Source organism: Agromyces sp. NPDC056523, from assembly GCF_042794545.1.
GTDB lineage: Bacteria > Actinomycetota > Actinomycetes > Actinomycetales > Microbacteriaceae > Agromyces.
The window spans coordinates 51,425-65,458 of sequence record NZ_JBHTTM010000003.1 but is presented as its reverse complement, the minus strand read 5'-3'; the positions used below and the strand labels follow the sequence as shown (position 1 = coordinate 65,458).

The window sequence follows — 14,034 nt, the reverse complement described above, 5'->3', positions numbered from 1 at the left end:
CGGCGTCCGCCTCAGGCGGCACCGGGGAGGCCGGGCCCGACGCGATCGGGCACGGCCTTCACGACCGTCGGCAGCCAGTCGCGCACCTCGGGCCACGCCCGGGCGGTCGGCAACCGGCGGATGAGACCCGCGAGCGGCGCCTCGCCCGGCGCCGGGATGACGCGACTCGGCGACGCGGCGGCCAGCACCCCGAGCCACCAGTGCAGCCAGGTGCCGTGCAACGACTCGGGCTCGAGCACCACGTAGTAGTCCGGGACGCGCAGCTGATGCCGCGCGACCTGGTCGATCACCTGGTCGATCTCGAGCTGCAGCACCCCGAGCGTCGAGCGCTCGTCGTAGAACTCGACCCACGCCGAGGCGACATGGCCGAGCGGATCACGGTCGTGCACGACGAACGGCGCGTGCGACGTGGTCGACCACGTGACGACTTCGACGTCGGTGGCGTCCGGCATCTCGGCGAAGCTCGCGCTCTCGACGTTCGCGAGCCCCGCGAGCGAGTCGATCGCGATCGTCGCCTCCCCGCCGACCACGACGAGGGTGGTGCTGCCAGGAGCCTCCATTTCCGGATTGTACGTCCGGATCGGGGCCACGCGGCAGGGTCGGAGGGCGGGTCGGTCAGGCGGCCAGTTCGACGGCGACCAGCGACGGCAGCACCTCGGCGAACGGCACCCGGCCGACGCTGTGCACGCGCCACGAGGCATCCGTCACCCGCTCGACCTCGGAGACCGCGAGGTTGTCGAGTCTTGGGTAGCTGCGCGCATCGTGCCCGCTGAGCTCGCCGAGCACGTGGCGGATGAGCGTGCCGTGGGCGACCGCGAGCACGCGGGCCCCGGCGTGCTCGGCGGCGATCCGCTCGAGCGCGCGCACGCCGCGCGGGCCGACGGCGTCGTCGGGCTCCTTGCCCTCGAACGCGCGGCCGGGCCAGCGAACGTCGATCTCGGAGACGAGCGTGCCCTCGGCGGCGCCGAAGTCCTGCTCGACGAGGTCGTCGTATGCGCCGGCGACCGGCAGGTCGAGGCCCCGGGCGAGGATGGCGGCCGTCTCGCGTGCGCGGCCGAGCGTCGAGCTCACGACGAGGTCCCACTCGACCCGGTCGATCAGCGCCGCGGCGGCCTCGGCCTGCGCTCGGCCGGTGTCGTTCAGCGGGATGTCGGAGCGTCCCTGCATCACTCCGCGGAGGTTCCAGTCGGTCTGGCCATGGCGGATGAGGGCGAGCAGCATGTCCACCAGCCTAGGCCGGGCCGGCTGGACGGATGCTCAACCCGGATCGCTCAGCGGGCCCGTGCCCGTGCCGTCCGGGACGGTGCGCACGTCGACGAGCTCGCCCGACCGCTTCCGCCCGCGAAGTCCAGCGCGAGCAACGGACCGAGATCGCGCGCGGAGAACTCAACTCGACGAACTCGGGTTCGAGGGCGTTCGTGTCGCGTGTTCTCGCGTCCGCGATGCTCGCGGTTCTGGCGCTCGCCGGCGTCAGGATATCGGCCCGTGCGCGCCCGGCGTGTCGAGTGCGGGCGCCCTGAGTACGGCGAGCGGATGCCGCGTGGCCGCCCGGCCCGCGGCATCCGCTCGTCGCATCCGCCCGCGGGTCAACTGGCGAGCGTCGGGAGGAAGCGGCTCCACGCGCGCCGCCGATCGCGGCGTGGATCGAGCTCGATCCGGTCCGCCGCGGCGATGATGAGCGTCGCCCGGTGGCGTTCGTCGTATCGCGGCCAGTCCTCGTCGGGCGGGGCGGCTGCGGCGAAGCGTATCCACATCCTCCGCATGCGCTCGCCGGCGGCGGCATAGGCCTCGACCCCGCCGAGCGCGGTCATGATCCGGGCGAGCGCCACGTCGGTGCGGTCGAATAGTGCGAACATCTCGACGCCGTGCGTCGCGTCGAGACCGAGCATCTCGAGCAGGCGCGGTGCCACGTCGAAGCGGTAGGACCAGGCGGGCGCGTGACGCGAGTGGAAGTCCGCGATGCGCGTGCTCGGGAACCAGAATCCGTAGTCGCCTCCGAAATCCGCGGCGGGTCGCCGGGCGGGCAGGCCCGGATACGCGGCGTGCATGCCCGCCCGTGCGCCTGAGGGCGCCCGTGCGAAGAGCGCCTCGATCCGCGCGGCCGAGCGCGGCAGGATGTCGACGCGTCCGCGGAAGATCGCGCCCTCGCGGTCGTTCGTGCCGATGATGAGCGGCACTCGGTGGACGGTCCCGTCTCGGAACGCACGCATCGGATGCCGCGGCAGCAGGTCGCCGTCGACGATGGGTGCGAGGCAGAACGTGCCGGGGTACGCATCGGGCGTCCGCATCTGCAGCACGGCGCACGCCGCGACGAGGTCCGTCGGCGATGCCGTCGCGAGCAGCGCCTGCGGTGCGGAACGGATGGCGCGCGCCGCGGCCGTGCGTTCGCCGCCGCGATCCACATCCTTCCGCTCGCGCCCGTCGACGGCCTCGCGGAGAATCGCGACGAATTCCTCTGCCCACTGCGCCGCGAGCCCGGGCGCATAGACCGCGTTCGACGGCGGACTCTGCGCGATCGCGCGCGCGAACAGGCCCCTCGCCGACGGCACGGCCATGAGGGTGGTCACCGCGTTGCCGCCCGCCGAGGCGCCGAACACCGTGACGTTGCCGGGGTCGCCTCCGAAGGCGCCGATGTTCTGGCGGACCCAGCGCAGCAGGGCGAGCTGGTCCCGCAGGCCGAGGTTGCTGTCGAACGTACGCTCAGGGGTCGTGTAGCTGCTGAAGTCGAGGTAGCCGAGCGCCCCGAGGCGGTAGTTGAAGCTGACGTAGACCACACGGCCGTCGCGAACGAAGCCTTCGCCCTGCCCCGAGAAGTCGCGCGACGACCCCGCGCTGTATCCGCCGCCGTGGATGAACACCATCACCGGCAAGGGCGTCGAGGCGTCGTCGTCCCAGATCGGGGCGTGCACGTTGACCGTGAGGCAGTCCTCGTCGGCGGTGATCGCTGCGACCGGCGGGTGCAGGAGGGGATTGCGGATCGCCTGCGGCGCGATGGCGCCGAAGTCCGAGGCATCCCGGACGCCGCCCCACGGCACGACCGCACCTGGTCGGGCGAACCGCAGCTCGTCGACCGGCGCCGCCGCGTAGGGGATGCCGCGCCAGGCGAGCAGCCCGCGTTCTCGCACGCCGCGCACCATGCCACCGACGACCCGCACGTCGACCGTGTCGTCGTCGTGCCGTCGGCGGCGTCCGATCACGATCGCACGCTGTCCACCCCTCCACCTCACCCCTCCCGCGCGTCATCCGCAAGGCATTGACGCCCCCGGGACGGCACGACAGATTGTGGAGGACGGCGGAAGGGAGCACACCATGGGAATCGTCGCGGTCGACCTGTTCATCACGCTCGACGGGGTCTACCAGGCACCGGGCGGGCCCGAGGAGGACCCGTCGAACCACTTCGAGTACGGCGGATGGCAGGCCCCCTACTTCGACGATGAGTCGGGCGCGGTCATCGGCGCGGGCATCGACCGGCTCGACGCGCTGCTGCTCGGCCGGAAGACCTACGACATCTTCGCCGACTACTGGCCCAAGCACACCGACATGCCGATCGGGGCGAAGTTCGACGAGGTGCCGAAGTTCGTCGCCTCGCGCACGCTCACCGATCCGTCCTGGGCACGCACCACGGTCGTGACGGACATCGCAGCCGAGATACCGACCATCAAGGAACGCTTCGAGGAGATCCACGTGATCGGCAGCGGCGCGCTCGCCCGCTCATTGCTCGCCGCGGACCTCGTGGATCGGCTCAACCTGTACCTGTACCCCATCGTCTTCGGGAACGGCAAGCGACTGTTCGACGAAGGCACGGTGCCGGCGGCGTTCGCGCTCGCCCAACAGCCGATCGCATTCCCGAAGGGCGCCGTCTCGCTGGTGTACGAACGCGCCGGCGTGCCGGTCACGGGGATCCAGATCGACGAGTGACCGACCGGCGGCCATCGCCGCGGCATCCGCTCAGATCTCGGTGTGGCCGAGCTCGGGCTGCGCGACGAACCGGATCTCGGGCTCGGCGAACGCCTCGAACTCGAGCACCGCGACCTCGTTGCGCCCCGCGCGCACGACCGGGCCGGGCACGATCAGCGTCCGCTGCGGCCCGCGCCGCCAGTACCGGCCGAGGAGGAACCCGTTGACCCACACGAGGCCCTTGCCCCAGTGCAGGGTGTCGAGGAACAGGTCGGCCGGGGCCTCGAGTTCGAACTCGCCGTAGGCGAGCACCGGTCCGGCGGCGAACTCGGCCGGGCCGAGCTTCGCGGCGGCCGGCACGCGGTCGAGGTCGATCGGACGCGCCGCCCATCCGGTGACGGGCTCGCCATCGAGGGCCACGCCGCCGATGAGGCCCTTGTGCTCGCCGATCCGCGCGCCGTAGTTCACGCGCCCCTGGTCCTCGACGACGATGACGAGCTCGCCGCGCGCGTCGGGCAGTGCCACGGCGCGCTCATGCGAGTCGCGACCCAGGACCCCGACGGGCGCGCCGTCGACGAGCACCCACGCGCGGTCGCGCACCTCGTCGCCGACGGTCAGCACGCCGGGTCCGCCGCGGGTGAGGCGCGTCGCGAACAGCACGACACCGCGGTCGTGCTCGAGCGCGTCGAAGGTGGGCGGCGCGTCATGGCGCGACTCGTCGCCGAGGCGCGGGGCCGCCTCGAGCAGCGACGGCCCGACCGCGAGCGGGGCGGTGAGCTCGGGAGCCGGGCGGCGGGCGGCGGGCATCTCGTCGGGCACCGGCGCGTACCGCGCGATGACCTCACGGAAGGCCCAGAACTTCTCGGTCGGATGGCCCGCCTCGTCGAGCGGCGCGTCGTAGTCGTAGCTCGTGGTGATGGGCGCGTAACGTCCCTTGTCGTTGGCGCCGCTCGTGAGCCCGAAGTTGGTGCCGCCGTGGAACATGTAGACGTTCACGGACCCGCCCGCCGCGAGCAGCGCGTCGAGCTCGGCAGCGGATGCCGCGGCATCCGTCGTGTGGTGATGCGAGCCCCAGTCGTCGAACCAGCCGCACCAGAACTCCATGCACATGAGCGGGCCAGTCGGCTGGAACTCGCGGAGGGTCTCGAGCCGCTCGGGCACGCGGGAGCCGAAGGAGCCGGTGAGGTGCAGGCCCGGCAGGCTGCCGTCGGCGAGCATCTGCGGGGTCGGCTGGTCGATCGTGGTGAGGGGCACCGTGATGCCGGCGTCGCGGGTGACGCGCACGAGCTCGGCGAGGTAGGCCTTGTCGCTGCCGTAGGCGCCATACTCGTTCTCGATCTGCACGAGGATCACCGAGCCGCCCGCGTCGATCTGCCGCGGCGCGACGATCTCGTACACCCGACGGAGGTAGTCGCTGACCGCCTCGAGGTAGTGCGGCTCGGAGCGCCGCACGCCGACGATGTGGTCGCGGAACAGCCAGGCCGGGAGCCCGCCGTTGTCCCACTCGGCGCAGATGTACGGACCGGGCCGCACGATCGCCTGCATGCCCTCCGCCGCGACGAGGTCGAGGAACCGGCCGAGGTCGAGGCCGCCGTCGGTCCGCCACTCGCCGCGGCGCGGGGCGTGCGCGTTCCACGCCACATACGTCTCGATCGCGTTCAGCCCCATCAGGCGGGCCTTCCGGATCCGGTCGGCCCACAGGTCGGGATGGATGCGGAAGTAGTGCAGGGCGCCCGACAGGATGCGGTGCGGCTGGCCGTCGAGCTCGAAATCGGTTGCGCCGATCGCGAAGCGGGACTCTGCGGTCACGTGGGTCGTTCTTTCTGGTCGTGGTGGAGCGGCTCCGCGGGTCGGGGAGGCACGGCAGCGGCCGGCTGCTCCCCGGCCCGCGGAGCGGACGGGTCGGAAGTCAGCTACTCGCTGACGGTGAAGCCCTGCTCGTTTCCGTAGGCCACGAGCTGCTCCTGCCAGGCGCCGAGCCCGTCGTTCAGGTCGGCGGCGTTCGCGTACGACTGGCCGACGGTGTCGCCGAAGATGCTGTTGGCGTACACCTGGTACGGGAGATACGACCAGCCCGACGAGACGTCCTTCGACGCCTGGGTCAGCACCTCGTTGATCTTCTGGCCGCCGAAGTACTCGGACTCGGCGCCCACGAACTCCGGGTCCTCGAGGTCGGCCGTGGTCGCGGGGAACCCGCCGCTCTCGAGGAAGACGTCGATCGAGGCCGGGTCGCTGTTCAGCCAGCGCAGGAACGCCGCGGCGAGCGCCGGGTTCTCGGACTGGGTGGTGACCGACTGACCTCCGCCGCCGTTCTCGGCCGCGACGGGGGTGCCGTCGTAGGTCGGCATCGGCGCGACGGCCCAGTCGCCGGCCGCGTCGGGCACGCTCGACTCGAGCACGCCGGGCATCCACGCGCCGATCACGAGCGAGGCGATCGACCCGTCGGCGAGGCCCTTGAACCACTCGTCGCTCCAGCCGGGCGTGGTGGCGAGCAGGTCCTCCTCGACGAGCTGGTTCCAGACGCCGGTCCACTTCTGCGTGCCCTCGTCGGCGAGGTCGACCGTGACATCCGTGCCGTCGATCTGGAACGGGCGCCCGCCGGCCTGCCAGATCATGCTCGTGGTGAAGCCCGCGTCGCCGGTGTCGGAGGTGATGTACTTCGACGGGTCGGCGGCGTGCAGGTCGCGCGCGGCCTGGACGTACTCGTCCCACGTGGCCGGCACCGCGATGCCGTGCTGGTCGAACACGGCCTTGTTGTAGAACAGGGCCATGGGGCCGGAGTCCTGCGGGAGGCCGACGAGCTTGCCGTCGACGTTCACGGCACCCCACGTCGACGCCGAGTACTCGTCCTCGAGATCGCCCAGTCCGTACTGGCTGAGGTCGACGAGCGCGTCGGAGAGGGCGAACTGCGGGATCGCGTAGTACTCGATCTGCACGACGTCGGGTGCGCCCGAGCCCGCCTTGATCGCGTTCTGGAGCTTGGTGTACTCCTCGGTGTTGGTGCCGGCGTTCACGAGCTCGACGTCGACGTTGGGGTACGCCTCCTCGAACGCGGCGACCTGCGCCTCGGCGCTCGGCGTCCAGCTCCAGTAGGTGAGCGTGCCGCCCTCTTCAAGGGCCGCGTCGAGGTCGTCGGCCGACCCGGCGGCGGCGTCCGAGCCTCCGGCAGAGCACGCCGCCAGCGAGCCGACGAGCGCTGCGGCCGCGACGACCGACATGGTCCGCCGGGCGGCGGATCGGGTGATGCGCATTGGGGATGTCCCTTCACTTCGTTGTGCCATGTGATCCGGGGCAGGACGCTCCGGTCGAGCGGGCTGGGGGTGCTCCGCCGTGCAGTGCCGCTCGGTCACTGCTTGACGCTTCCGGCGCTGAGCCCGGACTGCCAGAACCGCTGCAGCCCGAGGAACGCGACGACGATGGGGATGATCGTGAGCAGGGAGCCCGTGATCACCAGGTTGTAGATGGGCTGCGCGCTGACGCCGGCGGCCTGCGCGTTCCATTGGTTGAGGCCGACCGTGAGCGGGTACCACGTGGGGTCGCTCAGCATGATCAGCGGGAGGAAGTAGTTGTTCCAGGTCGCGACGACGGTGAAGAGCAGCACCGTCACGATCCCGGGCGCGAGCAGCTTGATCGAGATGGTGAAGAACGTGCGGAACTCCCCCGCGCCGTCCATGCGCGCCGCCTCGAGGAGCTCGGTCGGGACCGAGTCGACCGCGTAGACCCAGATCAGGTAGAGCCCGAACGGGCTGATCAGCGACGGGATGATGATCGCCCACGGCGTGTTCGTGAGCCCGAGCTGGCTGAACATCAGGAATGTGGGGACCGCGAGCGCGGTGCCTGGCACGGCGATCGCGCCGAGCACGACCGCGAACACCGCGCGGCGCCCGGCGAAGCGGAACTTCGCGAGGCCGTAGCCCGCGAGCGTGGCCAGCAGCGTCGCCCCGCCCGCGCCGATCACGACGTAGAGGAGCGTGTTGCCGAACCAGCGCAGGAAGATGCCGTCGCGGTAGGTCAGGGTCTCCCAGATGTTCTGGAACAGCACGAACTCGTCGTCGAACCAGAGCCCGAAGCTCGAGAACAGGCCGGCCTGCGTCTTGGTCGCGTTGATCACGAGCCAGGCGAGCGGTACGAGGCTGTAGATCACGAACACGCCCATGAGCAGCGTGAAGGCGACGGACTTGCGCGGCTGCAGCGGCGACGAGCGCCGGCGGCGGGTCGCGCCATCCGCTCGTCGACCTTCGTCGGCGGGGCGGATGTCGCGGACGGCGGTGGCGCTCATCGGTCCTCCTTGCGCGAGCCGCGCAGCTGCACGACGTACGCGATGACGGCGGTGATCACACCCATGACGATGGCCACGGTGGCCGAGGCGTTGTACTGCTGGCCGTTGAACGACAGGTTGTAGGCGTACATGTTCGGGGTGAAGTAGGTCGTGATGATGTTCGGGGCGAGCGTGCGGAGGATGTTCGGCTCGTTGAACAGCTGGAAGCTGCCGATGATCGAGAAGATCGTCGCGATGACGATGGCGCCGCGCAGCGCGGGGAGCTTGATCCCCGTGACGACGCGGAGCGGCCCGGCGCCGTCGAGCTCAGCCGCCTCGTACAGGTCGGTCGGGATGACGCGAAGCGCCGAGTAGAAGATGAGCATGTTGTAGCCCACGAACTCCCAGGTCACGATGTTGCCGATCGAGACGAGGATCCACTCGCGCGCGAACGGCGTGATGACCGTGGAGCCGAGCCAGTCGTTGAGGTTGGCGGCGAGTCCGAACTGGTCGCCGTACATGAAGCCCCACATGAGCACGGCGACGACGGCGGGCACCGCGTAGGGCAGGAAGATCACGATGCGGAAGAAGCCCGAGGCGTGCAGGCGGGCGCTGTCGATGGCGAGCGCCGCGATGAGTGCGAGCGCGAGCATGATGGGCACCTGCACGAGCAGGAACAGCACGACCCGGCCGAACGACTCCCAGAACTGCGGGTCCTGCGCGAGCGCCACGTAGTTGTCGAGGCCCACGAACGCGTTGCCGCCGATGAGCTGCTCGCGGAAGAGGCTGAGGTAGACGGAGTACGCGACCGGTGCGATGAACACCAGCACGAACACCACGAGGAACGGCGCGACGAAGGCCAGGCCCTTCCATTCGCTGCGCCCGCGCGGCGACCGGCGCCGACGCGGCGGAGCCGCGTCGGCCACGGCGAGGGCCGGGGCTGCTGGAGACGTCGTTGTCATCGGGTTTCTTTCTGATCACAACCATGTTCACGTCAACATGGGGTGCGGACACCGTAGCATGTTGACGTGAACATGCGCCAGTCTTGGCGCGAAGTATGACTGAGGCCGACAGGGAGGGCCATGACCACCGCCACCACCAACGGTACGGCGAATGGCCGGCGCCGCGGACCATCGATGGCCGACGTCGCCCGCCTGGCGGGCGTCTCGGGGCAAACGGTCTCGCGCGTCTCCAACGGGCGCACCAACGTCGACGCCGAGACCCGCGCGCGTGTGCTCGCGGCTATGGAGGAGCTCGGCTACCGGCCGAACAGCGCCGCGCGCGCTCTTCGCACGGGCCGCTTCCGCACGATCGGCGTGATCATGTTCACGCTGTCGAGCTTCGGCAACATGCGCACGCTCGACGCGATCGCCTCGGCGGCCGAGGAGGCGGGGTACTCGCTCACGCTCATCCCCGTGCCGCACCCCACGCGCGGCGAGGTCTCCGACGCCTTCCAGAGCCTCGCCGATGCCGCCGTCGACGGGGTCATCATCGTGATCGAGGCGCACCTGCTCGACGAGAGCGACGTCGAGCTGCCGCCGGGCCTGCCCGTCGTCATCGTCGACTCCGCGGGCGACCAGCGCTTCCCCTGGGTCGACACCGACCAGGCGCTCGGCGCGCGGGTGGCCACCGAGCACCTCCTCGACCTCGGCCACGCGACCGTGTGGCACATCGCCGGACCCGAACGCTCGTACTCGGCCACGCGCCGACGCGAATCGTGGGAGGCGACCCTGCGGGAGCACGGGGCGGAGGTCCACCCCGCCCTCGTCGGCGACTGGTCGGCCGAGTCCGGTCACGCGCTCGGGCTCGAGCTCGCCCGCGATCCCGACGTCACCGCGATCTTCGCCGCCAACGACCAGATGGCGCTCGGCGTGCTGCGAGCCCTGCACGAGTCGGGCCGCACGGTGCCCGGCGACGTCAGCGTGGTGGGCTTCGACGACATGGAGGAGTCCGGCAGCTTCTGGCCGCCGCTGACCACGGTGCGCCAGTTCTTCGGAGAGGTCGGCCGGCGCTCGGTCGAGGCCCTGCTGCACGAGGTCGAGTCCGGCGACCGTCGCGCTCCCTCGCTCGTCGCGACCGAGCTCGTCGTGCGCGACAGCACGGCGCCGCCGCACTCCCGCTGAACGACCGAGCGCCCGACCCCTGAACGACCGAGCGCCCGACCCCTGAGGGGCCGGGCGCTCGTCGCGGTCCGCGCTCGTCGCGGCCGCTCGTCAGGGCTGCTGCGAGTTCGCGGCCACGATCCGCACGCCGTCGGTCGTCGCGGTCGCCGGCTCCACGCCGTCGGCCTCGACCGTGACGCGCACGCTCAGCAGCTTGCCCGCGTCACTCGTGACGGGCGTGTAGCTCTGCTCCGTCGCGCCCTCGATCGACTCGCCATTGCGGAACCACTGCCACGCGATGTCGCCGTCGCCCGGGTCGATCGTCGCGGTCGCGACCGCCGGCGTGCCGACGCGCGGCCGATCGACGACCTGCAGGTCGGCGATCGCGGCGTGCCGGCGCGTCACCACCGTGTACACGGTCTGCGACGTGCCGTCCGCGGACGTCACCGTGACCGTGCCCGAGCCGCCGTTCGCGGGCGTCGGCTGCGCGACGCGCACGGTGGCCGCCGAGTCGATCGCCACTGCGTCGAGCACCGGCAGGCGACCGCCGTCCACGTCGACCTCGTAGCCGGTGCGCGCCGGATCGAACCCGTCGACCGTCTCGCCGTCGAGTCGCAGCACCGCGAGGTCGCTGACCGACGCGGCGGCCGGAACCGGCTCGAACACCTGCACCTCGGAGACGATGAGGTGCGTGTTCGGGTACGCGTTCATCACCACGCGCACGCCGGTCGCCGTGCTCGGGGCGAACTCGGCCGTCACGATCGGCGCCGTGCCGTCGGTGGGCGAGGCGACCGGCTGGAACTGCTCCCATCCGGGCGCTGGGGCCCACGCGCCATCCGTGCCGCGCAGCTGCACCTGCATGGTCTGCGCCCAACTGCTCGTGCCGTCGCGCCAGAAGTGCACCGTGACCTGCTCGACCTGGCGGGCCGCGAACTCGTACGTCAGCGTGCTCTGGGTCGGCTTGTTCGACGCCACCCAGTTCGACCAGCCCTTGTCGCCCACGACGCCGTTGCGCGTGCGGTCGACGGGGTAGCCCGACTCGGTCGAGCTCGCCGACGCCGTGACTCCCGCATCGGGCGCGAAGTTGCGCAGCGTGCCCTCGGTCACGAGCAACGAGAGCCGCGCCGGCAGTTCGGCGCCGTCCGCCGTCGCGGTGCCGTCGACCCGGATGGTGCCGACCTCCGCGAACGCGTCCGCCGCGACATCCGACCAGTCCCACGCGACCGGCACGTCGAACGCCTGCTCGGACGCGCCCACGCGCGCCGGCACGGCGGTCGGTGCCGCGTCCTGCACGCCCGCGAGGCTCGCGCCGCGCGCGACCGTCACCGACACCGGGTCCGTCGCGGTGAGCCCGCCGACGTCGATCCTGGCCGTCGCCGCGAACGCCTGCCCGAACACGTCGGTCGCGGCGCCGGTCACGTCGACGCGCCCGCGCTCGGCCCAGGCCGAGTCATCCGGCAGCGCCCACTCGACGGGAACCGCGACGCCGGCGCCCCACGCGTACCGCGGTGCGACCGTGGTCGGCAGCACGGGCGCGATGCCGACGAGCGTGCGCGCGGCCACCGACTGCTCGGCGAGCGGGGCGAGATCACGCGGAGCCCACGATTGGTTCGCTCCGCCGTTCGAGCCGTAGACGCCGACCGTCGCGTTCTCGGCGGACGACTGCCCGTTGACGTCGAGCGACAGCCCGAGCGCCTCGTTCACCAGGGTGAAGGCGCGCCCGTCGGTGGTGTTCACGATCCACCGGGTCGCCGCCGTCGCTTCCGCGGCATCCGCGCCGATCGTGCGGAGGTCGGTGCCGGCGCTGGTCGCGCCGAGCACGCGTCCGTCGGATGCCTCGAGCACGACGCGGCGCGTCGCATCGCGCTCGCCCGGCGCGACCTCGTGCACGGTCCACGCCTGTCGGGCCGCGAGCCCCGCGTCGGCGGCGAGCGTGGTGATGGTCGTCGCGGTGCCGGACGTGCCCGCGGTGAGCGCCTTGGCGCTCTGCGAGCCGACCAGCTGGTAGCGGTGGCCGTCGCGCAGTGCGGGCGCGTCGTCGGCGACGCCGGTCACGCCGTCGATCACGAAGGTGGTGACGGACTTCGCGGGCACGGTGAGCGTCGCGGTGGCCGCCTCGCGATCGATCGCGACGGCGTCGCCCTCGACGAGGGAGTTGGCGGTCGGCTCGTCGGCCGAGGGAGCCTGCGTGGTCACGTACGGCGTCACGGTCGCGCCATCCGCGATCTCGCCGAAGCCCGACAGGTCGAGCGTGACCGTGCGCTCGGCGGTGCCCGTGTTGCGGTGCACGACGGTCGCTCCGGTGCCGTCGGCCCGGATCGCGGCCGTGCTCGAGAGGTCGTCGACCGCGAGCAGGCGGTCGCCCTCCTGGATGAACTTCGTGAAGTTGCGGAGGGTGTTGAACTTCGAGTTCACCTCGACGCCGCACGGCTCGACCTTCGTCGAGTCGCCGCCGGCGTCCGCGACGCGGCGCGCGGACTTCCAGACCTCGCCGCCGGCCTCCTCGTACGGCGTGCAGTCGAGGTCGATGAAGATCGAACCCCAGTTGAGGTTCTCGCCCTGCGGCTCCATGTTGTAGAGGTCCTCGACCGGCTGCCAGAGCACCCACGCCTTCGGCTCGAGTTCACGCAGGTCGTCGATGATGCGGCCGGCGATGCCGAGGCCGTTCTCGATGTTGACCGGGTCGTAGCCGTTGACCCAGCTGCCCTCGATCTCGCTCATCCACAGGTCGGCGTCGGCCTGCTTGGCGAGGTCGCGCACCACGAGCCGGCCCGACGTGCCGTAGGTGTGGACGTTCATGCGGTCGACCGCGGCGCGGGTCGCAGCAGGGTACGCGGCCCAGTTGGTGGCGAAGGTGCCCGGGTTGGTCTCGTCCATCGCCGCGACGAACGCGTCGGTGGTCGTGGCGGTGCCGTCGAGCTCGCCGCGCAGCGCGTCGACCAGCTGCGCCTGACGTGCCGGGCCGACGTGCATGCCCTCCTGGCGGCCGCCGACGGGCACGCCGTTCTGCAGCGTCGTGCCCCAGTAGTTGGTGTTGGGCTCGTTGAGCGGGTCGATGCTCTCGACGTCGATCCCGTACTCGTCCTCGAGGTGCTCGGTGACGCGCACGAGGTACTCGGCGAACGACCCGATCGCGGCGGGTTTCAGCTGCTCGGCCGACGAGTTGAACCCGCCCGAGACGTAGCCGCTCTCGGTCATGAAGTACGGCGCCGAGTTCGCGAAGGTCTCCCAATGCGTGATGCGGTCGTCGGCGGCGAGGCGCTCGACCCACCAGCGCTGCGTCGCGTCGGCGTCCCAGTCGTAGGATGCCGGGTCCCCCGCGTCGAACGCCGCGAGCACGTCGTTCCGCTCGGCGTAGGTGGTCGCGGCTCCGCCGTGCACGCCGGCATCGCCGTCGGGAGCGGGCGCCCACCATCCCTCGACGGCGCCCCCCGCGCGCAGGTAGTCGCGCACGTCGGACGCGTTGCCGCCGCCGATGTTGTACCGCGCGATGTTCAGGTCCAGCCCGTCCTCGCCGAAGACCGCCTGGTACAGCTCCTCGCGGAGCTCCTCGGGGTAGTCGCCGGTCGCGTTCGCGAACCAGACCAGGCTGGTGCCCCAGCCGTCGAACGCCTCACCCGCGTAGGCGGGGTTCGGCGTGATCGTGAGCGCGTCGGCGGCGTGCGCCGGTGGCGTCGCGCCGATGGGCGCCGCCACGAGCGCGCCCGCGGCGAGCGCGGCGCCCGTGGCGAGGGCCGCGATCCGTCTGCCGTGCATCGTCATCGATGTCGTCCTCTT

Annotated in this window: 10 protein-coding genes; 2 read left to right on the top strand and 8 right to left on the bottom strand. The window is 71.6% G+C overall.

Annotation, left to right across the window (positions count from 1 at the left end):
• Window positions 1–11: 11 nt before the first annotated feature.
• The 3 genes from ACFQ58_RS11180 to ACFQ58_RS11170 all read right to left on the bottom strand — a co-directional run bounded on the left by ACFQ58_RS11180 (window position 12) and on the right by ACFQ58_RS11170 (window position 3,197).
• Window positions 12–560: a hypothetical protein gene (locus ACFQ58_RS11180; RefSeq protein WP_376951185.1), complete on the bottom strand. Its 549-nt coding sequence runs from the start codon at window positions 558–560 to the stop codon at window positions 12–14.
• Window positions 561–615: 55 nt separating this feature from the next.
• Window positions 616–1,221 carry a histidine phosphatase family protein gene (locus ACFQ58_RS11175; protein WP_376951184.1) on the bottom strand — a complete coding sequence of 202 codons (606 nt, stop codon included), beginning with the start codon at window positions 1,219–1,221 and terminating at the stop codon, window positions 616–618.
• 365 nt (window positions 1,222–1,586) lie between these two features.
• Window positions 1,587–3,197, bottom strand: a complete 1,611-nt coding sequence (locus tag ACFQ58_RS11170) for a carboxylesterase/lipase family protein (protein WP_376951183.1) — start codon at window positions 3,195–3,197, stop codon at window positions 1,587–1,589.
• Between the two features lie 112 nt (window positions 3,198–3,309).
• Here ACFQ58_RS11170 and ACFQ58_RS11165 point away from each other — a divergent pair, with 112 nt between their 5' ends.
• The gene (locus ACFQ58_RS11165; protein ID WP_376951182.1) at window positions 3,310–3,918 is read left to right on the top strand and encodes a dihydrofolate reductase family protein; all 609 of its coding nucleotides are present in this window, start codon (window positions 3,310–3,312) and stop codon (window positions 3,916–3,918) included.
• A gap of 30 nt (window positions 3,919–3,948) precedes the next feature.
• On the opposite strand, the gene ACFQ58_RS11160 is transcribed toward ACFQ58_RS11165, so the two are convergent.
• The 4 genes from ACFQ58_RS11160 to ACFQ58_RS11145 all read right to left on the bottom strand — a co-directional run bounded on the left by ACFQ58_RS11160 (window position 3,949) and on the right by ACFQ58_RS11145 (window position 9,117).
• Window positions 3,949–5,706 (bottom strand): beta-galactosidase family protein, encoded by a 1,758-nt coding sequence (locus ACFQ58_RS11160; protein WP_376951180.1) that lies wholly within the window; start codon window positions 5,704–5,706, stop codon window positions 3,949–3,951.
• Between the two features lie 104 nt (window positions 5,707–5,810).
• Window positions 5,811–7,148 carry an ABC transporter substrate-binding protein gene (locus ACFQ58_RS11155; protein ID WP_376951179.1) on the bottom strand — a complete coding sequence of 446 codons (1,338 nt, stop codon included), beginning with the start codon at window positions 7,146–7,148 and terminating at the stop codon, window positions 5,811–5,813.
• 95 nt (window positions 7,149–7,243) lie between these two features.
• Complete coding sequence (locus ACFQ58_RS11150; protein WP_376951178.1) at window positions 7,244–8,176, bottom strand: carbohydrate ABC transporter permease; 933 nt, start codon at window positions 8,174–8,176, stop codon at window positions 7,244–7,246.
• A complete protein-coding gene (locus ACFQ58_RS11145; RefSeq protein WP_376951177.1) occupies window positions 8,173–9,117 on the bottom strand; it encodes a carbohydrate ABC transporter permease in 945 nt (314 codons plus the stop codon). The genes ACFQ58_RS11150 and ACFQ58_RS11145 overlap by 4 nt, the downstream gene beginning before the upstream one ends.
• 120 nt (window positions 9,118–9,237) lie before the next feature.
• Here ACFQ58_RS11145 and ACFQ58_RS11140 point away from each other — a divergent pair, with 120 nt between their 5' ends.
• Window positions 9,238–10,278: a LacI family DNA-binding transcriptional regulator gene (locus ACFQ58_RS11140; RefSeq protein ID WP_376951176.1), complete on the top strand. Its 1,041-nt coding sequence runs from the start codon at window positions 9,238–9,240 to the stop codon at window positions 10,276–10,278.
• A gap of 90 nt (window positions 10,279–10,368) precedes the next feature.
• Here ACFQ58_RS11140 and ACFQ58_RS11135 read toward each other — a convergent pair whose 3' ends face one another.
• Window positions 10,369–14,019, bottom strand: coding sequence for a glycoside hydrolase (locus ACFQ58_RS11135; protein ID WP_376951175.1), 3,651 nt, complete (start codon window positions 14,017–14,019; stop codon window positions 10,369–10,371).
• Window positions 14,020–14,034 lie beyond the last annotated feature (15 nt).